We start from the raw sequence: 24,308 nt of genomic DNA, 5'->3' as shown, positions 1-24,308 counted from the left end.
GTTCCTTGAGCCTTATTGGCAACATCGCTCTGCACTGCAGAAAACGCGATGGCGACTTCTGGACCATGCACATTGCAGATTAGTTGATGCGCGTCTGTTTTTGATGTTAGGCAACACATAGACTGGGGTCAAAGCAGGGGAATGACGTGGAAAACCAGCGCAGTGCCGTCCCGAAAGATCGCGTTGTCGATGCCCTGGGCGGCAGCGGTTCGGCCCTTAAGAAATACCAAGGATTCTTTATCGGCAGTGAAAGCTGGCGTGTGCTTTTACACTATGAATTTGCAATGCTTTTTGCCGCGGGAACTCGTGGCGCACTGGGATTTTTCTTGCGAAAACATCTGTTCCCGGGACTGTTCCGCAAGTCGGGTCGGGGCGTGAATTTCGGACGGGATGTTTCTTTGCGCTGCCCGGGGCGGATGCATCTGGGTGACAACGTCACGATTGACGACGGATGTGCGCTTGATGCGCGAGGTACCACCGCGCCAGGAGATTTCTCGATCGGCGACCGCACTCTGATCGCGCGCGATACAGTCCTGCTCGTCAAGAGCCATTATCTCCGGATTGGCTCCGATTGTTCGATTGGCAGCCAGTGCAATCTAAGCGGGGTTTCAGGGATCGAAATCGGCAACTACTGCATCATTGCCGGACAATGCTATTTCGGAGGGGGGCGCTACAGGATGGCTTTGGGCCTGGGTCCGATGGTGCTTCAGGGGCTTGAAACCAAAGGTCCGGTCAAATTGGGAAATGATGTCTGGGTAGGGGCAAACGTCACTGTACTGGACGGTGTAACCATTGGCGATGGTGCGATTTTAGCGGCCGGTTCAGTCGTGACGTCGGATGTTGCAGAAAACGCGATCGTGGCGGGCGTTCCGGCGCGGCAGATTCGAATGCGAACCTGATACGCCGCTTCCACCGGGCTTTTGTAAGAACAAAGCCTCAAAAAAGACTGGATTGGTTACATTTTGCGGGTTGCGCTCAGCATTTGGACACTTCAACTTAGCTTTGAATACTGACCCAACTGGCCTGCCTGGCGGGTTTCAAACTGTTGTGGCGCTTCCACAGACATACAAAATACATGGTTCGCCTGTAGTTTATATCTGAAAACACTGCAAAAACAGGTGCAGTAGGCCATTGCGACTATGCCTGATGATCCCAGTGAATCAGAACAAAACAGCCAAGGCTGGTCATCTTTTTCAATAATTGCTTTCGCATTTGTGCATTGCTAGGGTCGCTGAGCACCGGAGAGTGGACCACACTGATCGCGCATTTGAGTTTTGTAGCCGCAGGTATTGAAGCGGGAGTAAGGTATTGACCATCAGGTATTCGGTCATCGTTCCGATACTGAATGAGGAAGAAAGCGTTGGTCTGTTGTACAGCAAGGTTGCTGACACGATGGATGCTGCTGGTCTTTCATTCGAGTTGATCTTTGTCGATGACGGATCTACGGATACGAGTTTCCAGAAACTGTCGGATCTGGCCGCTGCAGATCCGCGGGTTGTCGTGCTGAAGTTTCGCAGGAACTATGGTCAGACCGCTGCGATGACCGCGGGTATCGAATATGCGCGTGGTTCGGTTCTGGTGACTATGGATGGTGATCTGCAAAACGATCCGGCGGACATTCCGATGATGCTAGCAAAGATCGACGAAGGTTATGACATGGTGATCGGCTGGCGGATCAACCGGCAGGACAAATGGTTGTCGCGCAAGCTGCCATCGATGATTGCCAACCGGCTGATCGGCAAGGTCACGGGCCTGCCGGTGAAAGATAATGGATGTTCGCTCAAGGTGTACCGCGCGAACATCATCAAACGTGTACCGCTTTATTCAGACATGCATCGCTTTATCCCGGCCATGACGCTACCTGTTGGTGCCCGTATTGCCGAAGTTGGCGTGCGCCATCACGCGCGTCAGTTCGGAGAGTCTAAATACGGGCTGTCGAGAATTTTCAAGGTTCTGCTGGATCTTATAGCGATCAAGACGTTGCTTTTGTTCGCCCGGAAACCGATGCGTCGGTTCACAGGGCTAGCTGCTGTATCCGCTCTCGCGGCGCTCTTGTTTGCGTGGCCGATCTTGTTTGGAGCTGGGGCTACAGGATCGGGCAGTGTCATGGTGTATACGTCAGCTGCGATGCTCTGCGTATCTCTGACTTTGTTTTTGTTTTTAATCGGTGTGGTGTGCGTCCTGGTACATCGCCAGATCGGCCCCGCCGAGCTGTATTGGCTGGGCGGCCAATCCGCGCGTGCCCTGCCTGAGAGGGAATAACATGCTTCACGACCAAAACCCGACCGTAAACAACGCGGCCGAAACCGGGCTGATATCCGTGATCGTCGGTGCAGAAGGAGATGGAAGGGGGCTGGCGGATCTGTTGACGGATTTTCGATCCGTGCTGGATCAAAGACCCGAACCATACGAGATGATCGTTGTATTCGAACAGGTCTCGTCCGGTATCTGCGCAGCGCTGGAACCGCTGGCGGCCCAGTGGCCAAACCTGAAACCTGTCCCGCAAAGACCATGGAATGGCGAAGACGCGGCGATCAAACTTGGGATTGGTCAGGCGGTTGGCGATATTGTTGTGACCCTGCCGTCCTGGCCCGAAATAGACCCGTCCTCGATCAATACGCTGATCGATGCGCTTGGCGAGGATGACATGGTCGTGGGCAAGCGGAGTGAGTTGAACAGAAGCGGGATGCAAAAGGCCCGGGCCCGGGCCACGCACGGCCTTTTGAAGCTGCTGTTTCAACAGGATTTCGCGGATGTCTTCTGCCGCGCGCGGGTGGGACGTCGGGACGTCTTCCTGAAGGCGGCAGAACTTGGCGTACGCCAACATTTCTTGCCTCTGATTGCCGCATCGGAAGGTTATAATGTCAGGGAAGTGGACCTGCCGGTTGTCAGGGATGTTGATGGGCAGGCGATCTACAAGTTCAAGCCGAACGCCCATGTTGGAGCTTTGGTTGATGTACTCACCCTGTTTGTCGGGTTGAAATATCTCCGCCGGCCTTTACGCTTTTTTGGATCGGTCGGTGTGCCCCTCATCCTGATCGGCGGGCTGCTGATTACCTATCTGGTGATCGAGCGCCTTTTCTTCGACACACCTCTCGCGGACCGTCCGGCACTGGTGTTTGCGGTCCTGATGCTGGTTTTGGGCATTCAGGTCGTTGCCCTGGGGCTGGTCGGAGAAATTATTATCTTCTCGTCAAGCCGAAGATTACGAAGCTATGAAATTGATGAGGTCCTGCGCGGTCGGCCTTCAGTTGTACCCGGTTCAGACGCGGAACCGATTCATCAGACAGAGACCCCACCAAATGACGATCATCAAAAGCCCGATATAGGACGCAAAGTTGCGGATGGCTGAGGGATGAATGTGAAACTCCGCGACGCGGATCGCCGCGGATGTTTCGAACTGCCCGCGGATTGAGGCGATTTCACTCCGCATGGGGAACGGTGCAATCAGCTCAAACTCTTCTCCAGTCCAAACCTTCAGGTGGGTTCCGTTGATATGGGTGACCAAGCGACTCCGGTCGAATTCTATCGGTTTTCCAACCCGGCTTTCGACATCAGTCAGTGTTGCGGCATAGTGTAAATCTGCAGCCCGGGCACCCTCCTTCATACCGATAGGAAGAACGACATAGGCCACTAAAAATAGCGCGGCGGTCACCGCCCGCCAACCGGCGGGAAACTGAAGATCCTTGCCGTATCGCGGTTCCTTTACCCAGATCCAGATGCCGACGGCACCTGAAAGAGCAAACAATGCATAGGTGGGCCAATCCTCGGGCCAGAACAGACCGAAATTAAGCAGATTCCAGCGTAGCGGTGCAAATAGAACAATCCCATTCGCCCATTTGGTCTGCAAAGCGTCCAAACCCAGATGCAGAACAGTCCCCAAGGCAAGAACAACAAACACGCTTCGGGCATTGCGGCTGAATTGAGCCAGGAAGGCGCACAGGATTAAACTCATCAGCAAAGTGCTTTGAGCGATAACGTATAAGCGCAGCTCAATCGGGGGTAAGCCGGTCAGGGAGGGCAACGAGCGCTGAATAATCCACGGAATATCCGGCACGACGCATCCGGCCAAGATCCACTTCACATCTGCTTTGGGCAGGTACAGCTTTGTTACCAGATATTGAACCCCGATATGACCAAGCGTTGCGGGCATGGGCTATCGCAGGCGTTTTCTGATCTGCATGGCCGCCTGATACCTCAGAAACCCTACCAGCCCCTGCAGCGTCCCATAGCTTTCCGGAGAGCGCCTGCAGGCACGCAACCAGGTCTCAAGGGATTTGAAGGGGCGATCCGGGTCCAGAGGAAATTCGGCGATAAACCCGAACCGGCCAACGGCACTGGCCTGGTTCGACAACGGCAGCGGGTCGGAACCGGCCAGAACGCACCAGCCGTTCTCTTCGGCCTTGGTCAGAAGCCTAGGCCGGGGGGTCCCTCTAAGACGCACACCACTATCTGCAAAGAAGAACCTGTCCGAGGTCGGAGGGGACGAGGCCAGGGATTGTATGATACGCCCCCGCGCGCCGGTCCATTTGCCAACACCCCAAGGGAGAACAGCAATAGCCTTGTGATCCTTCGCGGCTGCCATCACGTCAGGCAGCGGCAGGCCATCAGGGATGATATCTTTGACCCCGTGCACAAGAACTTCGAGCCCCTCGGACGTCACGATCTGGCGGCCCGCTACAATGAATATCCGGCATCCGCCATCATAGCCGGCACACATGGAAGCCGGTTCTGCACAGGGTTCGATGAACCAATTCCCGGCTGTTTTGGGAAGCGTACTGAAGCGGTCGACGCCTGCCATTTCTGTTAACAACAAAACTCCGGTTGATCTCACTTGTGCAGGAAAAAGTGCCATGTTGCGGATCGCGCTGTCTAGCGCGTGGGCGACATCGTAATTTGGATGCAGGTGTACGTGCCCGTCTACTCTACACTCCCTCTGGAACGTATTATTTTTCACTGATCCGATGCTGCTCAAAGCAATAAACCTTTGCAAATTAAATCTCTGGAATCCAGCATCTGGCTATATGCAGATTTATGGAAGCCCAAACCAAATTTTAAGAGTTAAGCTCCAGGCTCATTGATATACAGTCAGAACAGAACTGTGGCAGCGAGAACGATGGCCGAGAGGAATACTTTGGGCATCTGTCATATCGGGCAGTGACGCACCGCCAATCTTCCAGGCGTCCAAACATGATTTCAATGCGGTTGCGTCGTTTGTAGCGACGCTTGTCGTATCGGACAGGCTTGTCGCGTGATTTTCGACCTGGGATGCAGGGCCTAATTCCCCTGTCACTAAGGGCTTCGCTAAACCAGTCTGCGTCATAGCCTCGATCTCCCCGTAGCCAGTCAGCCGGCGGCAGACTGTTCACCAGAGCCCAGGCGCCCGTGTAATCGCTGACTTGGCCTGCGAAAATGAAGAAGCCGCTGGAGCGTCCGAGGCTGTCAGTAATACCGTGCAGTTTCGTCTTCATACCACCCTTGGTGCGCCCCCATTTTTCAACCGCAGGCTGGAGGCCGTTCGGTGCGCTTTGAGATATGTTGTGTCAATCATGATCGTCTTGTGATACGTGCTTTCAGCAGCCAGCCCGGTTATGATTCGAGCGAACACACCCATATCGCTCCATCGTTTCCAGCGATTGTACAGCGTCTTTGGAGGTCCATACTCACGCGGCGCATCTGATCAACGTAACCCATTACGTTTGATGAAAATAATCCCGCACAGTACACGACGATCAACAACCCTCGGCTTGCCATGGCTCTTTGGAAAGTAAGGCTGAAGCCGCGCCATCTGGTCGTCGCTCAGCCAGATAGATTGCTCATGTTATACCCCTGAAACTCAGGGGCTTGAATCACGCAGCCGAGATGACGGCAACCAAATTAATAGGTCCAGAATCTAGTCTAATTTCTAATCATTTACGATGATTGTTCTAGCCATAGACACATTCAAAAGCCCACTGGCTTCTTTAATCTCCTTGAAATTGACGAAAGCTGTAGGCGCTGCTTCACTCAATCATTGGTAGTAGTCATTTTTTTGTGTGCTTTTGCACAACAATCAGCGGTGCTGGATTGAAGTTTGATGTTAGCCTACGAGTATATAGGTTGGTTTTTCCTTTGAACTACCTCGACTATAAGAGCTCCGCCTTTCAAAAGGCAGCGAGTTAGCCAAAATCTTTTGATTTTTAAAGACTTGTGCAACCATAGGAAAGTACCAGTGACAGAGAGTTCGGGACAGTTGCAAATGAGCGTTCACCCCGGCCGAGGCAGCCGAGAAATGCGCGTTTTTTCGCTTATTCTGATTGGTGTAGCTGCATTTGTCGCGGCCCTTTTCACCCGGATAGGTATGATTGACCATCCTCTGATCTATGATGAGCTTTATCAGTCACTGCCCGCTGTCAGTTGGCAGGATAGTCAAACGTTCGCGGTTCTCGACGGCATCTACGACCGGGCCGCGCGTTTTACCCAGTTGATCGCATTGAGTTTCGACATCATGGGCGAGCAATCTGCCTTTGCCGCGCGCCTGATCCCATCGGTCATTCCTGGGGCCTTACTTGTTTCGCTGGTAGTGGCATGGGCCTATCATGTTAGCGGAAGCGTCACGGCGCTAACCGCATTTGTATTTCTGCTGTTTTGGCCAAACGGTATCGAGGTCTCCCAGTATATCCGCTTCTATTCGGCACAGGGCTTTCTCTTCATAGTCGGAGCTCTGCTTGTCTACGCAGCCGTTACGAGTCTCAGGATCTTTGTCTGGCGGTTGATCGCTCTTGCAATTGCGGCCGTATTATTCCTTGTTGCGCTTGAATTGCAGATGTCGACGGCACTGGGAATAGGCGCGATCGTGCTTTGGGTGCTGGTTGTCTTTGCACCGGGGTGGCTGCGAAGCTATCCGCATTTGTGGTGGATAGTCGGCGCTGTGCTGATCACAATTTCCGGAGTGTTGCTGAGTGGTGTTTTCTCTGACAAAATCCATTGGCTCTGGACAACATATAACTGGGAGCCGTGGCCTGCTGAGAACGATACCACATTTTATCACCGAGACTTCAGGGACAACTATCCCACGTTCTGGCCGCTGTTTCCCGTAGCTGCAATCATAGCACTGCGAGTCAATTTCGTGCCCGCATCATTCTGCCTGACTCTGTTTGCTACAACCTTCGTGTTGCAGTCCTTCGGTGGACTGAAAAACATCCGATATCTCTATCCCACAATGCCTTTCTTTTTCGTATTGTGGGGTATGGCATTGCAAGCTGTATTGCCCATACTATGGCGATTTCTAAATGATAGCGTGATCGATGCGATATCGTTCCTACTTCCAACCTCGTTAAAAAGGCCGACTGCCTTTCTAGTATTGGTCGTCACTGCCGGGTTTATCGTTTTTGCGAACCCGGCCTTTCTACGCAGTACAAAATTGATGCTCGGAAAGGACCAAAACATTTTGTTAGGTAAAACGCGGTGGCAATGGACAAACGTCGAGCCACTACTGGCACCTTGGCTCGCGCAGAATGCTCTCATCGTGACGGATGAGGAAATGCGCGCCATCGAGTGGCTTGGTGATTTTGATCTAGGATATAACAAGCCGCGATTTTCCGAGTTTTTCTATTCAATCGATCCCGACACGCCCCCATTTACGATCGATCGCAGAACCGGGCGACCTTTGATTGGAGATTTTTCGAATTTCAAACTCACAGTCCTGTGCCATCCGGTGGGTGTTTACGTCACGAACCAGCCCGGTATTCGGGGGGCGAATATTGTCAGACTTCTACAGGAGACTCGCGATACGAACATGGAGATCACGTTGCAAACCGGGGACGGGGTTTCGATAATGGGGTGGCATCATGATGAAGGCATGCTGCCCCCTGCCGAATGTGTCAGTCTGCCGGACTTTGGAACCCCCTCAGCTGCTGGCCGCATCCTGTCCGGTAAATCTGCACCTCAAAGTGTATCGTCAGCAGCTGCCGATAAATATTGACCGCAAACAGATACCCAAGGATCGACTAAACCATAGTCGAATTCAGTTGCCCGGTTCTGCTGGATCGCAATGATGTTGCTTCTGGTCAGGATTGTGCGCAGGAACCGATCCTGCAAGGCAGTGGCCGGACCAATCATCCGCGCTTGATCACCGTGCCATGCAAAATACACCTCGGCGGCCAGTTGTTTGGCGGGGCTGCCTTCGCCAGCCAGAGACGCAAACTCGGTGATGAAATCATCAATACCGTCAAGCTTCAGAACCTCGGGCCCGAAGTGGTCCCGCAGCGTCCGCCTTAGAAACTGTGTTGTCCCACCCAGGGCTAGAGGCAGCGCGATCAACGCTGCAGCGGCACCACCGCCAATCAGGAACATCCGGCGGCGCATATTCATAGCATTTCCCCAGCATAAAGCGACAAGGCAGCCAGCGTCAGAGTCGGATTGGCGGCCGCCCCTGTCGTGAAAACGCCTGATCCCAGGCAAACCAGGTTCGACACGCCAAAGACACGGCAGCTCCTGTCCACAACGCCGCTTGAACTGTCAGTGGACATGGGCGTACCACCGATAATATGTGCCTCGGTCGGTTCAAAACCGCCGGTTCTGGCGATCGTATGCTCAAATGGAATCAGAGAGGGTAGAATTTCGCGCCCACGCGCAAGGCCCGCGTAAGTGTATTCGCTATGCCCGGCCCACAGGATAACCGGTTCGTCGTCTTTCAACACAACCCGGTTGCTGGCTTGCGGTAAATCTTCGGCCACCAGTTTGAGCTTGACGCGTTGCAACCATTTCCCCCGCTCCAGCCGCAGCGAGGGCGGTGCATTCCAGCTTTCGATCAACACTGACGCCGCCTCACTACGAAAGTCGCCATCGTAAAGCCCATATCCCATGCCTGTCAAAGACGTGCCGCCGTAATAATTGTCGAATGGAATATCAACCCAAACGAACTGACCCAGCTGTTCATGAACACCGCGCCCGACCAGATCGGACCCGATGCCGGACCGCAGAAGAATAGCCGAGTTGTAAATCGGATTGGCACCCAGCCCCACAAAATCAGCGCGTAAGGTGACCAGGCCTGACTCAGCGGTATTGACCGCAACCCCTGTCGCTTGCCCGGCAGCAGTCTCCACCGTTCTGCATTCGGCATTGAGAAGGAAATGAAATCCTTCATCCTCGAATAGATCCAGCGAGTTCAGGATCGTGAATTTTGCATCGATGGGGCACAGGTTACAGGCCCCGGACACACAGCAATTGGCCCGCCGTCCCCCATTGGAGCGGGCACAGGGCATAGGTTGCCAGCTTGGCTCGGCCGCAAACATCTTACGTTCCGCGCGGGTCGGTACATGTGGCGGAAAGGGAAACGGAGCACTGCGCGGCGCATACCCGGCCTCGTCAGAACCGGCTATATCCATGATGTATTCCGCCTCGACCATGTAAGGCTCGAGCTCGGCATACGAAATCGGCCAGTCCTGCGCCACGCCATAACGTGACTGAAGTTCAAAATCGCTAGGTTGCAGGCGTGGCGTGTTCCCCCACCAGCAGTTCGAACATCCGCCGAACTGATGGCGCACGATCCAGTCTTTGCGCTGACCGGAACTGTTCTCCTGAACTACTGGGAACGACATAGGATTCAGCCGGTTCTCAAGCTGTGTCGCGTGGTCGACAAAAGATCCACGTTCGACAAAAAGGACTTTCAGACCCTTGCCTTTCAGCTTGTAAGCGAAAAAACACGAGGCAAAACTTGACCCAACCAGGATAATATCCCAGCCGGTCTTTTGTGCATCTGCCGTGGATATCGGTTTCAATATGCTGCCATGTCTGCTGCTGTTTCGAACCAGAATATAATTCGCACTTGAAATTGGGCAGAAAGCTGCCCCATCAATATTTCAGAGTGCTTTGCCTCAAATATGCTTGGGGTCAAAACTCCCAACCGGAAAAAGTGAAGACCGCTGAATTGATCAGGCTGGTCCGTTCAGGACAATGCCAGTTCCGCTCAGCTTAATTTCCCTAAATATATCCATGCTATCCGCAATGCTCCCCGCAGTTACCTTCTTTGCTTCAATCGTAAAAATACCAAAATCCTGTGCGCCTTGATTGGCAAAACTGTTCGAGGTATCTTCAAGCCCCGGTGCATCGATAATCACCACATCGTAATTCTTGCTCAACAGCGTTATCAGTTCCTGAACTCGATCTGCGTTATAAATGATCGAGGGGTCCGCTGCGGACACCTGCGTTCCAATGCAGTTGAACCCACCATCTGAGGCCGTCGCCAATACGCATTCATTCAATGGCTTGTTGCTGTGGATTGCCGGTATGAAGTTCGCCTTGTCCATAATGCCAAGGCTTTTGGTCAATTGTGCGGTCCGAAAGTCTCCGTCCACCAGAACACAACTTTTACCCTTTTGAGCGCTAGCCCAGGCCAACAGAACCGCCGTATATGTCTTGCTTATATTTGCATCATGCGACGTCACAAAAATGGAACGCAAGGCGTGCCCGGAATACAGATCGACGTTATCCGCAAGGCGCAGGGCTGCCTGTGCCAGATCTTCATCATTTGATAGGCGCCCAAGTAATTCCTGCGCTGATCCAACCTTGGATAAACGCGGCGTATTTCCAAAAACAGGCAGCTTTGTCTCGTTGAAAATCTGCCGGGTATCTGCAAGCCTCCTCGGCCGCCACTCGAGTGCCAGCGCCAGCGCCGCACCAAGCGACAATCCACCGATCAGAGCCAGAACCGCGGCCACTTTTTTGCGCGGATGCGATGGGCTTGATGGTGGGTTCGCATATCGAACGATCCTGGCGTCCGAGATCGGAATCTTCTGAAACTCACGAATCTCCCTGTAACGTCCAAGGAAGTCCTCGTAGACGCTGCGGTTGATGTCAGCGACACGCTGCAACTGATTCAGTTCGATCAGTTGCTTTGAGCGTTCCAGGTTCAAGCCTTCGAAACTGCGCAGGCTGCTCTCAAGGGTTCTGACGTTGAGCCTGAGGGTCTCAACGCGGTTATTCAGTTGAAGCAACTGGTTTTCGACTTCGTTAGACAAATCGGATTCGGTTTTTGCAATCGCGCGCCGGATCGATTCCATCCGCGCGGATTCTTCTGAAAAATTCAGGGATTCCGCTGCTTCTTCTCGGCGCAGTTCAATGAGTGTTCTGCGAAATTCATTTAGGGCATCACTGGCCAGAATATTGGCCGTCGCCAGCGGGCCTTCTGCTTCGTTCAACTCGGACGCGCGCCGAACCTGCGCCTCGGCCTGCGCCAATTCCGCTCGGGCGTTGACCAGCTTTGTCGTGAACTCCTGCATCTGCTGTTCCAGACGCGCACCGTTTTCCGCATCGGCCTCCATCGCGCCGCGCATTTCGAGCACAGCGCGTTCAGAGGCCTCTACGTTATTGGCCAGTTCCTCGACCCGGCCTTCCAACCATGAGGTAAAACGGCCAGCTGCCTGAAATCGCTTGTCGGCCAGAAAGCGAATGTACTCACTCATGACCGTATTTGCGATCGCCGCAGCCTTTTGAGGGCTTTCCGTAGTGGACTGGATCGACATCAGAAATGAGGTACCCTGCTGGCGGATGGACAAGCCACGGCGGACGGTGCTGACAGCAGATCCAAGTTCCCCAACTAATTGGTCATTTACAGAGGCGGCTTCAAAAATTTCCGAGTTTGCCGAAGCACCTGTAACCGCTTCGCTCTCTGTCTCCTGCCGAGACGGGCTGATCACCGATTTCACTGTATCCTTAAGCCAGGTAAATGCGGCAACCGCCAGGTTTGGCTCTTGTTTTTCTCTGAGACTGGGATTGAATTCCGGATCTTCATCCAGCCTCAGCTTGCGCACGACATTGATCAGGATGTCGTTGGACCGCATGATGGCGATCTCACCTTCGATCACCGCATTGCTCAGCACCTGGGCTTCAACGAGATCGAACGAGTTCTGCTCACTCAGCCCCTGCCCGCCCAGCAGAAGTTGACCGCCGGATGTATAGGTCGGCGTGATCGACATGAGATAATAGACTGCACCGAAAAGACAGATCAATGCCGTCGCTGCGATCAGAACGATGCGACGGCGCAACGCAGTCACAACGTCCATGAACTCAAGCGCCTTGGGAGGAGATCCTGCAGCAGTCGGCAAACGCATGTTCAGTTTTCTGTCAGGCGGTATAGCTTTGTTCATACTTTTTCACAGGATGCAGAGGTCAACACTAACCCGTACGGTCAAAGTTCCGCGGGTCACAACAACGCTCTTTCGTCCACAATCACTACTTTTGGGCGAAATTCACCCTTCGGCACAACCATATTTCAATCTCGAAGATTACAGCCAATTCCAACTCGTGAAAAGTCGGGACGTTCCCTGTGCCTGGAATTGTGTCATCCGGATGATAACTGTCTGCAATAACGATGCAATAAGGGGCGTTTGAGTTGAATTGTTCAGCCGGACCGGGCTGGCATAGCGTACCGCCCCTCGGGCCGCCAATGACATTGGTCGCATGATGACTCGTTCCATCAGACCACAGTGACAATCCCGTCTGTTCTTCTGGGCTGTTTCCAAATCCGGGCAATTTCCAATGCGATATTGTGACCTTCTTACAAGGGCTGCCTTCAATACTTGCCACACAGTTGCAACACCACGTTAGCCAAGAGCGCGGGAGGTGCCGCAGCCTTCAACTTGGATTGTAACGTCCGGTGAATATCCATATTGTTGCAAGCAAAGAATTGTTTTGGCGTTGTGTTAGTGATGGTGCATTTTTCATATATTGGTGATTTGGTGGTATCGGAAAGCGGTCGCTTCCAGAGTTCCAAGAGATTTTCTCACCAATGACCAAGCCCTCAGGAAGCATCGGAATTGCATTTATCGGATGTGGCTATGTAGCCGATCTGTATCAAGCGACACTTGCTAACTGGGGGCAGTTGCTTTGCCTGCGTGGCGTTCACGACCGCAACGCAACCCGGCAGCGACGGTTTGCGAAACACTACAATCTGCAAGAATTCAACAGCGTTGGAGACATCCTGGCAGACCCCGACGTCGAGATTGTGGTCAATCTGACCCCGCCCGATCAGCACTATACGGTGACGAGGCAATGCCTTGAGGCGGGACGGCATGTGTATTCGGAAAAGCCGCTGGCGCTTGATTTCGGTGAAGCACGACAACTAGTCGAACTGGCCGAAGAACAAGGCCTCCATGTGGTTTCTGCCCCGTCCAGCTTTCTGGGAACCGCAGCGCAGACACTTTATAAAGCCGTGCGCAGCGGTGAGCGTGGGCAGCCCAGACTGATCTATGCCGAGATGGACGATGGTATGGTGCATCGGATCGGTTACGAGAACTGGAAAACGGCGTCGGGTGCATATTGGCCGGCTGAGAATGAGTTCGAAACCGGATGTACACTGGAACATGCAGGCTATGCACTGACATGGATGGTCGGCATGTTCGGACCGGTGCGCCGGATGGTATCTTTTGCCAATTGTCTTATTCAGGACAAGGGCCCGCATACTCCGCCGAATTATTCCACCCCGGATTTTACCGTTGCCTGTCTGGAGTTCGACAATGGTCTAGCGGCCCGGCTGACCAACAGCATATTGGCACCGCATGACCACCAGTTCCGCATTTTCTGCGAAGACGGCGTGCTAAGCTTGGCCGAAACATGGGATTTTTCTTCCCCTGTCCGCTCATCGCCTGTGCCGTCGACCAGATTCCGGCGTGGTGCCAAAAAGCTCCTTGGGATTGATTTCGGTCGGTGGATCAAACCTGAAAGCTCTCGGGACATACACACTGCCAAGCGGGGCTATCCGATGGATTTTGCGCTGGGGGTTGCAGAAATGGCAAACGCGATACGCAATGGTGCCACGCCGCGCTTGGCCGGTGAATTCTCACTTCACATCACCGAAGTTTCGCTGGCCATTCAACACCCCGAAATATTTGGTGCCGAGTATTTCCCGACCACCGCCCCAGGCCCCGTAAAGCCCATGACCGCGTTTTAGGTTTGTTTGTTCAGCGCACTTCGCCACAAGCCGGAACCGTCACCTCTTGTGAGCCGTGACATCGTGTCGACCGATTGCTATTCAAATGAAGGATTTTGAGAAGGCCATCAGAACATGCAAGTTGAAGAAACCGCCCTGCCCGGTGTCCTTATCCTGACACCGGCGCGGTTTGGGGATGCGCGGGGGTTCTTCAGCGAAAGCTGGAACCGACGCACGATGGCCGAGGCTGGTATCGACCTTGATTTCGTGCAGGACAATCATTCGCTCTCGGCCACGGTCGGCACCATTCGCGGGCTGCATTACCAAGCCCCGCCACACGCGCAGGACAAACTGGTGCGATGCGGGCACGGGGCGCTGTTCGACGTGGTAGTGGACATCCGCAAAGGGTCTTCCACCTATGGACAATGGATCGGGGTCGAGCTTTCCGCCGAAAATGGCTGCCAGATTCTGGTGCCAAAAGGGTTCCTGCATGGGTTTGTCACCCGGGCACCCGATACTGAAATTATTTACAAATGCACCGATTATTATGCGCCCGACTGCGACGGCGCAGTGCACTGGGACAGCTGCAACATCGACTGGGGGCTTGATGATGCCCCGGTATTGAGTGAAAAGGATGCCGCAGCTCCGACTTTTAGTGAGTTCGACAGCCCGTTTGTCTGGAAGGACAGCCTATGAAACTATTGGTCACGGGCGGGGCCGGGTTTATCGGATCAGCCGTGGTACGGCGCGCGATCCATGACGGACATCAGGTGGTCAACCTGGATGCGCTGACCTATGCAGCCTGCCTTGAAAACGTGGCGCCGGTTGCCGATTCATCCGGTTATACCTTCGTTCGGGCCGATATCCGCGACCGCGCGGCACTGGATGCGGTCTTTGTTGAGCATATGCCGGACGCCGTGATGCATCTGGCGGCGGAATCTCATGTAGACCGCTCAATCGATGGGCCCGGAGCCTTTATCGAGACCAATGTGACGGGCACCTATATCCTGCTTGAGGCCGCGCGTGCCCATTGGCTGGGACAGGAAGAGCCGGGCAGCTTTCGTTTTCATCATATCTCGACTGACGAAGTCTATGGCTCGCTGGGGCAGACCGGACAATTCACCGAAGATACGCCTTATGATCCGCGTTCGCCCTACTCGGCGAGCAAGGCGGCCAGCGATCATCTGGTGCGCGCCTGGCACGAAACCTATGGCCTGCCAGTGGTGTTGAGCAACTGCTCCAACAATTACGGCCCCTATCACTTTCCCGAAAAGCTGATCCCGGTGGTGATCCTGAATGCGCTGGCCGGACAGCCAATCCCGGTTTATGGACGGGGCGAGAATGTACGCGACTGGCTTTATGTCGAAGATCACGCCGAGGCGCTGTTGCAGGTGGTGCAGCGGGGCAAGGTTGGCCGATCCTACAATATCGGCGGCGAGAACGAGGCCCGCAATATCGACCTGGTGCAGATGATCTGCGCGATCCTGGATGCCAAACGCCCCAAAGCCAAACCCTATGCAGACCAGATCACCTTTGTTGCCGACCGCCCCGGCCATGACCTGCGCTATGCCATCGACCCCACCCGCATCCGCGAAGAACTGGGCTGGCGGCCCTCAGTCACACTGGAGGAAGGGCTGGAGAAAACAGTTCAGTGGTATCTGGATAACGAAGCCTGGTGGCGGGCGCTGCAAAATCGGGATGGCGTGGGGCAAAGGCTGGGGGTGAAAGCATGATCCACCTGTTTCATCTGGCTGAAAATACCTCCGCCGGAGGCATGAAAACCCGATTTTCCGGACGGAATGAAAGACCGCGCCCATGACCATCCTGGTGTTTGGACAGACCGGGCAGGTGGCACGCGAGCTGGCACGGCATCCTCAGGTGCGATGCCTGGACCGGGCGGCTGCGGATCTGAGTAGCCCCGGCGCATGTGCGGCGGCCATCCGCGCGGCGCAACCACAAGCGGTTATCAACGCGGCTGCCTATACCGCTGTGGACCGGGCCGAAGAGGAAGAGGGGCTGGCCACAGCCATCAATGCCGAAGCACCGGGAGAAATGGCGCAGGAAAGTGCGGCTTTGGGCATTCCCTTTGTCTCGCTCTCAACCGATTACGTGTTTTCCGGCACCAGCCAACACCCATGGAGGCCCGAAGACGTAACCGCTCCACCTGGCGCATATGGGCGTTCAAAACTGGCGGGGGAACAGGCCATCACCGCTGCAGGAGGCGTGACAGCCATTCTGCGCACGTCATGGGTGGTGTCGGCGCATGGAGCTAATTTCCTAAAAACCGTGGTGCAATTGGGCCGCGAGCGGGACCGCCTGACCATTGTGGCCGATCAGATCGGCGGACCAACGCCCGCCCGTGGCATCGCGACGACCTGTCTGGAGATGGTCACGCAACTTGGCGACGATCCGGGCAAAGCAGGAACCTATCACTATGCAGGCACGCCCGATGTCAGCTGGGCGGATTTCGCGCGTGAAATCTTCGCCCTGGCGGGAATTTCCTGCGATGTCGTGGATATTCCCAGCGCCGACTATCCGACGTCAGCACATCGCCCGCTTAATTCCCGCCTCGATTGCTCCTCACTGGCGGCCACATTCGGCATTAAGCGACCGAACTGGAAATCAGGCTTAAAAGATATTCTGACAGAATTGGGAGAGATCCGGTGAGCACACGCAAAGGGATCATACTGGCGGGCGGCAGTGGCACACGGCTTTATCCGATCACCATGGCTGTCAGCAAACAGCTTTTACCGCTTTATGACAAACCGATGATCTACTACCCGCTCAGCGTGCTGATGCTGGCGGGCATTCGCGACATCTGCATCATCACCACGCCGCAGGATCAGGATCAGTTCAAGCGCACCCTGGGTGACGGCAGCCAGTGGGGGGTCCGGCTGAGCTATGTGGTGCAGCCCAGCCCTGACGGGCTGGCACAGGCCTATCTGCTAACCGAAACGTTTCTGGACGGCGCCCCCAGCGCGCTGGTGCTGGGCGACAATATCTTTTTTGGCCATGGCCTGCCGGAGTTATTGGTCGCAGCGGATGCTCGAGACGAAGGCGGCACCATCTTCGGCTATCACGTGGCCGACCCCGAACGTTATGGTGTGGTGGATTTCGACACCGATGGCCGGGCGCGTAAAATCATCGAAAAGCCGGCGCAGCCGCCTTCGAACTATGCTGTGACGGGCTTGTATTTCCTCGACGGCACCGCCCCTGCACGCGCGCGCGGCGTGACGCCCTCGGCCCGGGGCGAGCTTGAGATCACCGATCTGCTGCAGACCTATTTGGACGACGGCAACCTTCAGGTTGAAACCATGGGGCGCGGCTATGCTTGGCTGGACACCGGCACCCATGGCAGCCTGCTGGATGCGGGCAATTTCGTACGTACGCTTGAGGAACGACAGGGGCTGCAGGCCGGGTGCCCCGAGGAAATCGCCTGGCGACAACGCTGGATCAGCGAACAGGCACTCCGCAATCGGGCAAAGATGTTTTCCAAAAATACCTATGGCGCCTATCTGGAAGAGCTTTTGAAATGAAGATCCTGTTCGTACATCAGAACATGCCTGGTCAATACCGCGAGTTGATCCAGTGGCTGGCAGCCCAGGGCGAGCACGAGCTGGTCTTTCTGACCCAACGCAACCCCGCGCCACAGATCGCCGGGGTCAAATCCGTTGTCTACAAGCCTCATCATGTCCCAACCAATGATGCTTATGGCCTATCCAAGGTCTGGGAAGAGGCCACAGGCGCGGGCTTTGGTGCGGCGATGGCGGCGCAACAGCTTGAGCGGCAGGAAGGCTTCAAGCCGAATCTGGTGCTGGGGCATACCGGTTGGGGTGAGTTGCTCTTTTTCAAAGAGATCTGGCCGGATGTGCCGATTCTGGGCTTCTTTGAATATTTTTACATCCGTACCGGGGGAATGGTTGGTTTTGATCCTGAGGAACCGGTGTCGGAACACACACCTTTCCTGCTGCATGCACGCAACGCGGTGCCTTTTGCCAATATCCAGACGGTCGATTTGGGCCATGTGCCCACCGAGTGGCAAAAGAACACCTTCCCTGACAGTTTCCACGACAAGTTCTATACCTGCCATGACGGTATTAGAACCGATCTGTTGGGACCCGACCCACAGGCCAGCCTGTCACTGGGGCGGCTGGGGCGGTCGCTGACGCGCGAAGATGAGGTCTTTACCTACATGGCGCGCAACATGGAGCGCGCCCGTGGGTTCCACATCTTCATGCGGGCGCTGCCGAAAATTCTGGAAGCACGCCCCAATGCGCGCGTGGTGATCATCGGCGGAGATGATACGTCTTATGGCCGCAAAAGCGGCCATCCCGGTGGCTTCCGTGGTGAGATGGAGGCTGAGGTCGGCCATCTGCTCGATTGGGGCCGGGTGCATTTCGTCGGTAAGGTGCCCTATTCCAGCTATTGCCAGATCGTCCAGCTCAGCCGCTGCCACATAGCGCTGACCATGCCGTTCGTAATGTCCTGGTCGCTGCTGGAAACTATGGCGATGCAGGCCACGGTGGTATCATCGGATGTGCCCTCAGTCCGTGAGGCGATCACCCACGGCGAAACCGGGCTGCTGGTTGATTTCTTCGACCATGGCGCACTGGCCGATCAGGTGATCGATGTGTTGGCTAATCCTGCAGCCTACGCCCATATAGGCCCGGCGGCGCGGGCAAATGTGGTCGAAAAATACGATTTCCTGACCCGCTGCCTGCCGGAGCATATCACCCGCATGAACAGCCTCGTACCACAGGCCGCGCGGATCGAAATGCCGGGTTGAGCCTTTCATGACGAACGGCAATCCTCTGTATGCAGGGCGTGGCTATGCTGTTTGGCTAGGCCGCTGAATCCCTGGGTCAGTTCCCGATATTGCTGGTCGCGTTGAACACGCCAACAAAGTTACCGATGACGTTGGACACGGTTATCACATCGTTGATTGGCGATTCCGTGGCGATCAGCAGATCGTCCGGGTTGATTTGAAATTTCCGTGCGGAAAACAATCCGTCAGCGCTGGTCAGGTCCACCGAAAAGACCACCCGCGATTGTTCGGGGCCGGTCATCCCCGCCTTCTCTGTCGCGCCAGGGTATTCGCGCAGGATCAGCAGGCCCTTCGGATCTGCCTTGTTGTCCTGAAGCCCTCCCATGATCGACACCGCGTCCATGGCAGAGACATGATCCTTGGGAAAGATGTGAAGGGCTTCCTGCCCTGTGGCACCAAATGACAGAAAATAACGCTCATCTTCTTCCACAAACACCCGGTCTCCGCTGCGCAACAGTGTATCGAGTCGGGGGTTGTTCAGCAAACGCTCAATGGATGTGCCATAGATGGCCCCGCCACGAACCAACCGGATTTGCGGGTTGTTGAGATTTGGACTGATGCCGCCCCCTGCCGAAATCAACCCCAGCACCGTAAAGTTACGGTCGGGCATCGGGTAAATGCCCGGCTGCGCGACGCCGCTGACCAGATCAACCGAGTTATTGCGCCCCTCGGTCATGTCCAACTGCAACTGGGCCGACGGAATGATCGCCTCGAGTGTTGATTGTAGCTCTTCGCGGGCCAGGTCCGGGGTCAGACCGATGACGCTGACATTGCCAACATAGGGCATGAAGATCGTGCCGTTTGAGGCCACGGTGACATCCTGCAGCTGCACCAGCTTTTGTTCGATCGAGGTGAGTAGCGAGTTCTCACTGCTGTCCCAGATCCGCAGTGTCAGCATGTCACCGGACTGAATAATCTGGGTTTTCGCGCCTTGGCTGGCCCCGATCCAGCGAAGGTTCTCCTGCGTACCAGTCGGCGGCCATTGCGCAGCGGTTGGCAAAAAGGCACGGGTGACCGGATAGAGGGCGAATCCGGGATCCTCGGCATCGGCCTGATCGAGGATTTCTTCGCTGACCGGCGCACCACCGGGCAAGCGCCCGCGGGAACACGAGGCCGTCATCAGCGCAAGGCTGACCAGCACCATAATATGGATCTTGAAACGCATATTCACTGCCCAATTTGGCGAAACGCCTTGTCATTATTGTTGAGGTTAAGATACTGCCCCCCCAAAACGGGTCAATAAGAACGAAGATTTCCATGCAATTTCCTGAGGTTTTGGTCCTTGGTGCAACAGGTCGGATCGGTGCCATATTGCGGCAATGCTGGTCTGCGAACCGAGCACGTTGGCAATCTCGGAGTACACAACCGGGGTCAGATTGGCTGCATTTCGACCCACTGAATGACCCCTCAGCGCTGATCCGTGCAGCAACCGGATGTGGTGCGATTCTGTGCCTAGCTGGTGTCACCAATGCCCGCGCAGCAGCAGGGGGTGACCTGAATGATAACCTGACGCTGGCCCGCGCGGCGATCCGCGCCGGAGCCGAGACAGGGGCGCGGGTTCTGCTGGCCTCGTCAGCTGCGATATATGGGGCCAGCTCCGGGATTCTGGAGGAAGCCTGCCCCCCTGCCCCGGCATCCGATTACGGGCGCATCAAGGCCGTCATGGAAACCGAAGGGGCCAAATTGGGAGAACAGTTGGGTGTGGATGTGACTGCGCTCAGGATTGGCAACGTCGCCGGGCTTGATGCCGTTCTGGGCGGTTGGCGGAAGGGCTTTGCACTAGACCGCTTCGCCGATGGTCGAACACCGCGGCGCAGCTACATAGGCCCTGTGTCATTGGTCCGTGTGCTGACAGAGCTTTGTGCAGCAGAGGACCTGCCTGACGTATTGAACATCGCCGCCCCTACCCCGATCGAGATGGGTGCATTACTGGATGCAGCGGATCTGGAATGGACCTCGCGCCCCGCGCCCCAAACCGCGATCCCGCAGGTCCATTTGTCAGTTGATCGGCTGACCCGCCTGGGCCTTGCTGCCTCTGCCAACCCATTGGACATGGTGGCAGAATGGCAGCGTCTGAAATCTGGTGTGCTTCAAGGGGACCATATATGACCTGGCAAAAGCGCATCTTAGATTTGTTCTTCGCCTGCCTGCTGGTTGTTATCCTTGGACCGGTCCTACTGGCTCTGACACTGTGGCTACTATGGCGTGAAGGGCGCCCTGTCTTTTACGTGGCCGAGCGGATGAAAGGGATGGATAAGCCGTTCTACCTCTGGAAACTGCGCAGTATGATGGTGGAAGCCTCCGATGCCGGGGTGTCAGGCGGCGATAAAGTCGCACGGATCACACCGACCGGCGCCTGGTTGCGGGCAAAACGTCTGGATGAGCTACCGCAGTTGTGGAACATCCTTAAGGGTGATCTGAGTTTTGTCGGCCCACGGCCACCGCTGCGAGAATATGTCGATCGCTACCCCGAGCTTTATGCACAGGTGTTGAAATCACGCCCCGGAGTGACCGGTCTAGCCACGATCGCATATCACAAACACGAAGAGCTGTTGTTGGCACGCTGCAGCGCGCCCGAGGAAACCGACGCGGTCTATAGCCGTTGTTGCGTTCCAACCAAAGCGCGGCTCGACCTGATCTACCAGCGGCACCAAAACATATGCTACGATTTTGCGCTGGTATTCATAACCATCGGCAATCTGTTTCGCCGCTGAGACGGGCTAAGCTTTGCGGCAAAGCGGTCGGCATCTGGAAAGCACCACTCTCTCACAGCTCTTGATTGAACGGTTTGTAACACAACCACCTTATCCTGTCATACTCACCAAGAAGATAACCAGGGTGATTTGAGCAACCCACTATGCCTCAAATTGCTTGCGCAGCAGATCTGCTCTCCGCAACATGGCGCACGCAGGAAAAGATGCCCACATTTCATGCTTCGCCGAGGCAATCTGATGTCAAAACCGCACACAAGTACATTAATCTTTCATTAATAATCACGGTCCTGCCCTAGACAGCGTTGATCATTAACCAAGCCTTTACCAAAATGAACGCACAAGTCGTGAAACAGCGATCATGGTCATTTTAGGGATGAGAATGACACAGGAAATCACCATTTCGATTTCATTAATCACAAACTTTAGAAACATCCATTTTCTGAAGACGCAATGAGCAGGATCGTGCATCTTCTGTCTTCGGACAAAGACGGCAATTTCTGCGGGTCACAACAATCCGCCACAACTCTGCCAATCGTCAAGCGATTAACCGCCCGCTTGGTTTCATTGAAGAAATCCCTTTGGGAGATACCCAACCTTGCGCTAGGCTCCCCTGACGGGTGCCTCGCTGAACGATTTGAAAACAGACATCGGCGGAGGCGTCTCATAGTCATGTTGCACAAGCAACCTACGGCCATGGGATCCTTTGGGGGATGTGATAGATGTTGAATTTGGTTAATTCTTTAAGCCGAAAACAGAAGGCTTGGATTTTTTTATTCATCGATTTGGGGCTTATACTGACTGCGATGCTGGCGACCTATGCCTTGCAGCCAATGCTCATATTTACGGATATCAAACTGGATCAGATCATTTCGGTTCTGCCTTACCTGATATTCGCCTCGGCGCTTTTATCTTTGTTGCTGGGACTACCCCACATCAAACTTAAATCCTACGAAAGAAATGCTGTTGGCCTGACCGCGATATACGCTGCAGCGGTGGCCGGGCTATCCTTAGTCGTAACCCGGATCGCCGGGCTGAGCTTGCCCCTGGGCACTTACATCGTTTTCGGAATTCTCTACTTCCTGATGATCGCGGCAACTCGCGCCATGCTGTTTCATATCGTCAGCGCCATCTACCGAAGCGGGCAGCCAAGCTGTCGGGTACTGATCTACGGCGCGGGCCCAACCGGCATGCAATTGGTTCAGGCCCTGCGCGCCCATGACAGCATTACCCCGGTTGCCTTTGTGGATGACAAAGCTTCGTTGCAAGGGGTGTTGCTGGCGGGTCTGCCCGTGCTGTCGCCCAACAAGATTGCCGAGCTTGTGGAACAGCGCAACATTCACCGAGTGCTGCTGGCGATGCCATCACTGAGCCAGCCTAAACAGGCACAGATTGCCCGCCGATTGCAGAAGATGGGGCTTGAAGTACAGGCGCTTCCCTCTTTCGCCCAACTGATCGGAAAAGAAGCGCTGGTCGACAAGCTGACCCCGATCGCACCAAAGGCCTTTCTGGGACGGGTTGCCCATGATCTGGAAATGGCCGAGGCGTGCCACAGTTATACAGGCCGCTCGATCCTGATTTCGGGTGCAGGGGGATCAATCGGGTCAGAACTCTGCCGCCAACTACTGGCCTGCCGCCCTACGCGGCTGGTGTTATACGAACTGAACGAACTGGCGCTTTATTATATCCATCAGGAACTGACCCAGCTGAACGATGGGTTGAATATCGAAATCGTCCCTATACTTGGGTCGGTCACCAATCCGCAGCAGGTTGGTCGGACACTGGCCAAGTACGAGGTACAGGTTGTATTGCACGCCGCAGCTTACAAGCATGTGCCTCTGGTCGAACTGAATCCTCTGCCCGGTTTGGCCAACAATGTTCTGGGAACCCAGACGCTGGCGCATGAGGCCGCCCGGGCCAAGGTTGAACGGTTCATTCTGATTTCGTCAGACAAGGCGGTGCGTCCCGCAAATGTGATGGGGGCTTCGAAACGACTAGCCGAACTAGTGGTACAGGATTTGGCCACTCGCTATACCGAAACTGTTTTCACCATGGTCCGGTTCGGCAATGTACTGGGCTCCAGTGGTTCGGTCATTCCCCTGTTTCAAGAACAGGTCAGCCGTGGTGGACCCGTTACCGTCACCGACCGGAATGTGAAACGCTATTTCATGACCATCCAGGAAGCTACGCAACTGGTGCTGCAGGCTGGGGCCGAGGCCCGCGGCGGTGAGATGTTTGTCTTAGATATGGGCGAGCCGGTGCCGATCATGCAGCTGGCCCGGCAAGTGATCGAAAGCGCAGGGTACACCGTGCGCGACGTAGAAACACCTGACGGCGATATCGAGATCAAGGTGATCGGCCTGCGCCCCGGCGAGAAGATCAAAGAGGAACTGACCCTGTCAGACGGTCTGATCAGCACACGCCATCCCAAAATCTTCTGCGCCCACGAGGAGTTTCTCTCAGAGATCGAAATCGCCAGTGTTCTGAAAGGGCTGCGCGAGACCGTATCCAGCGGTGACGAGACCGGTAGCCTGGCCTTAATCCGGCGATGGGTTGAAGGATATCAGGAGGTCGAACCGGAGATGAAAACCTCCTGACCCAGAACAGGCAGCACCAGGCGACTACAGTGAAACAATTTTGGCAAAATTGCCCCCATATTGGAAACAATCGATCTTCACACAAAATCTCGCGACCAATCCAAACGAGCTGGTTGCGCCATATAAGGTAGCCTGCCGCCATCGCCCCTCTATATACGGGGGGAAACGACCTCTATCGCCCATACCCGCGTAATCTGATGGTGACGACAGATGCGTCGGCGGCTACGCTTCTGGAGCGATTCACAAATTTATTTGCCTTCATTAAG

General features: G+C 55.1%; 19 protein-coding genes and 1 pseudogene. 13 read left to right on the top strand and 7 right to left on the bottom strand.

The genetic code is table 11. The annotated features are described in order from the left end of the window. Positions 1 to 146: 146 nt before the first annotated feature. The 3 genes from ACR0JF_RS18965 (at position 147) to ACR0JF_RS18955 (ending at position 3,352) form a co-directional block, all read left to right on the top strand. Positions 147 to 899, top strand: a complete 753-nt coding sequence (locus ACR0JF_RS18965) for an acyltransferase (RefSeq protein ID WP_480669657.1) — start codon at positions 147 to 149, stop codon at positions 897 to 899. Between the two features lie 409 nt (positions 900 to 1,308). Continuing rightward, complete coding sequence (locus ACR0JF_RS18960; RefSeq protein WP_480669656.1) at positions 1,309 to 2,262, top strand: glycosyltransferase family 2 protein; 954 nt, start codon at positions 1,309 to 1,311, stop codon at positions 2,260 to 2,262. 1 nt (position 2,263) lies between these two features. Continuing rightward, positions 2,264 to 3,352 (top strand): glycosyltransferase, encoded by a 1,089-nt coding sequence (locus ACR0JF_RS18955; protein ID WP_480669655.1) that lies wholly within the window; start codon positions 2,264 to 2,266, stop codon positions 3,350 to 3,352. On the opposite strand, the gene ACR0JF_RS18950 is transcribed toward ACR0JF_RS18955, so the two are convergent. The 3 genes and pseudogenes from ACR0JF_RS18950 to ACR0JF_RS18940 form a co-directional block, all read right to left on the bottom strand. Continuing rightward, positions 3,263 to 4,153 carry a hypothetical protein gene (locus tag ACR0JF_RS18950; RefSeq protein ID WP_480669654.1) on the bottom strand — a complete coding sequence of 297 codons (891 nt, stop codon included), beginning with the start codon at positions 4,151 to 4,153 and terminating at the stop codon, positions 3,263 to 3,265. The two genes, ACR0JF_RS18955 and ACR0JF_RS18950, sit on opposite strands and share 90 nt — an antisense overlap. A gap of 3 nt (positions 4,154 to 4,156) precedes the next feature. Beyond that, positions 4,157 to 4,720, bottom strand: coding sequence for a hypothetical protein (locus ACR0JF_RS18945; protein WP_480669653.1), 564 nt, complete (start codon positions 4,718 to 4,720; stop codon positions 4,157 to 4,159). 368 nt (positions 4,721 to 5,088) lie between these two features. Then, positions 5,089 to 5,820: pseudogene (locus tag ACR0JF_RS18940) on the bottom strand (IS5 family transposase). A 418-nt stretch (positions 5,821 to 6,238) separates the two neighbouring features. On the opposite strand from ACR0JF_RS18940, the gene ACR0JF_RS18935 reads away from it, so the two are divergent. Next, the gene (locus ACR0JF_RS18935) at positions 6,239 to 7,963 is read left to right on the top strand and encodes a hypothetical protein (protein WP_480669652.1); all 1,725 of its coding nucleotides are present in this window, start codon (positions 6,239 to 6,241) and stop codon (positions 7,961 to 7,963) included. On the opposite strand, the gene ACR0JF_RS18930 is transcribed toward ACR0JF_RS18935, so the two are convergent. The 3 genes from ACR0JF_RS18930 to ACR0JF_RS18920 form a co-directional block, all read right to left on the bottom strand. Next, a complete protein-coding gene (locus tag ACR0JF_RS18930; RefSeq protein ID WP_480669651.1) occupies positions 7,927 to 8,352 on the bottom strand; it encodes a hypothetical protein in 426 nt (141 codons plus the stop codon). The genes ACR0JF_RS18935 and ACR0JF_RS18930 overlap by 37 nt on opposite strands. Continuing rightward, positions 8,349 to 9,581 (bottom strand): GMC oxidoreductase, encoded by a 1,233-nt coding sequence (locus ACR0JF_RS18925; RefSeq protein ID WP_480669650.1) that lies wholly within the window; start codon positions 9,579 to 9,581, stop codon positions 8,349 to 8,351. The genes ACR0JF_RS18930 and ACR0JF_RS18925 overlap by 4 nt, the downstream gene beginning before the upstream one ends. Before the next feature lie 333 nt (positions 9,582 to 9,914). After that, on the bottom strand, positions 9,915 to 12,044 hold the full coding sequence (locus ACR0JF_RS18920; RefSeq protein WP_480669665.1) for a GumC family protein: 2,130 nt from the start codon (positions 12,042 to 12,044) through the stop codon (positions 9,915 to 9,917). 725 nt (positions 12,045 to 12,769) lie between these two features. Between ACR0JF_RS18920 and ACR0JF_RS18915 the strand changes: the two genes are divergently transcribed. From ACR0JF_RS18915 to ACR0JF_RS18890, 6 genes are all read left to right on the top strand, one after another. Then, positions 12,770 to 13,930 (top strand): Gfo/Idh/MocA family protein, encoded by a 1,161-nt coding sequence (locus tag ACR0JF_RS18915; RefSeq protein WP_480669649.1) that lies wholly within the window; start codon positions 12,770 to 12,772, stop codon positions 13,928 to 13,930. A 114-nt stretch (positions 13,931 to 14,044) separates the two neighbouring features. Continuing rightward, a complete protein-coding gene (gene rfbC, locus ACR0JF_RS18910) occupies positions 14,045 to 14,605 on the top strand; it encodes a dTDP-4-dehydrorhamnose 3,5-epimerase (protein WP_480669648.1) in 561 nt (186 codons plus the stop codon). Then, the gene (rfbB, locus tag ACR0JF_RS18905; RefSeq protein ID WP_480669647.1) at positions 14,602 to 15,642 is read left to right on the top strand and encodes a dTDP-glucose 4,6-dehydratase; all 1,041 of its coding nucleotides are present in this window, start codon (positions 14,602 to 14,604) and stop codon (positions 15,640 to 15,642) included. The genes rfbC and rfbB overlap by 4 nt, the downstream gene beginning before the upstream one ends. 82 nt (positions 15,643 to 15,724) lie before the next feature. Continuing rightward, the gene (rfbD, locus tag ACR0JF_RS18900; protein WP_480669646.1) at positions 15,725 to 16,576 is read left to right on the top strand and encodes a dTDP-4-dehydrorhamnose reductase; all 852 of its coding nucleotides are present in this window, start codon (positions 15,725 to 15,727) and stop codon (positions 16,574 to 16,576) included. Continuing rightward, positions 16,573 to 17,445: a glucose-1-phosphate thymidylyltransferase RfbA gene (gene rfbA, locus ACR0JF_RS18895; RefSeq protein ID WP_480669645.1), complete on the top strand. Its 873-nt coding sequence runs from the start codon at positions 16,573 to 16,575 to the stop codon at positions 17,443 to 17,445. The genes rfbD and rfbA overlap by 4 nt, the downstream gene beginning before the upstream one ends. Then, positions 17,442 to 18,695, top strand: coding sequence for a glycosyltransferase family 4 protein (locus ACR0JF_RS18890; protein ID WP_480669644.1), 1,254 nt, complete (start codon positions 17,442 to 17,444; stop codon positions 18,693 to 18,695). The genes rfbA and ACR0JF_RS18890 overlap by 4 nt, the downstream gene beginning before the upstream one ends. A gap of 76 nt (positions 18,696 to 18,771) precedes the next feature. On the opposite strand, the gene ACR0JF_RS18885 is transcribed toward ACR0JF_RS18890, so the two are convergent. Continuing rightward, the gene (locus ACR0JF_RS18885; protein ID WP_480669643.1) at positions 18,772 to 19,899 is read right to left on the bottom strand and encodes a polysaccharide biosynthesis/export family protein; all 1,128 of its coding nucleotides are present in this window, start codon (positions 19,897 to 19,899) and stop codon (positions 18,772 to 18,774) included. Positions 19,900 to 19,991: 92 nt separating this feature from the next. Between ACR0JF_RS18885 and ACR0JF_RS18880 the strand changes: the two genes are divergently transcribed. The 3 genes from ACR0JF_RS18880 to ACR0JF_RS18870 all read left to right on the top strand — a co-directional run bounded on the left by ACR0JF_RS18880 (position 19,992) and on the right by ACR0JF_RS18870 (position 24,042). After that, complete coding sequence (locus tag ACR0JF_RS18880) at positions 19,992 to 20,843, top strand: NAD-dependent epimerase/dehydratase family protein (protein WP_480669642.1); 852 nt, start codon at positions 19,992 to 19,994, stop codon at positions 20,841 to 20,843. Then, positions 20,840 to 21,448, top strand: a complete 609-nt coding sequence (locus tag ACR0JF_RS18875) for a sugar transferase (protein WP_480669641.1) — start codon at positions 20,840 to 20,842, stop codon at positions 21,446 to 21,448. The genes ACR0JF_RS18880 and ACR0JF_RS18875 overlap by 4 nt, the downstream gene beginning before the upstream one ends. A gap of 719 nt (positions 21,449 to 22,167) precedes the next feature. Further along, positions 22,168 to 24,042: a polysaccharide biosynthesis protein gene (locus ACR0JF_RS18870; protein ID WP_480669640.1), complete on the top strand. Its 1,875-nt coding sequence runs from the start codon at positions 22,168 to 22,170 to the stop codon at positions 24,040 to 24,042. Positions 24,043 to 24,308 lie beyond the last annotated feature (266 nt).

This window comes from Ruegeria sp. BG11, from assembly GCF_056538565.1.
The sequence above is the reverse complement of the archived record's forward strand: the minus strand, read 5'-3'. Positions and strand labels throughout refer to the sequence as shown.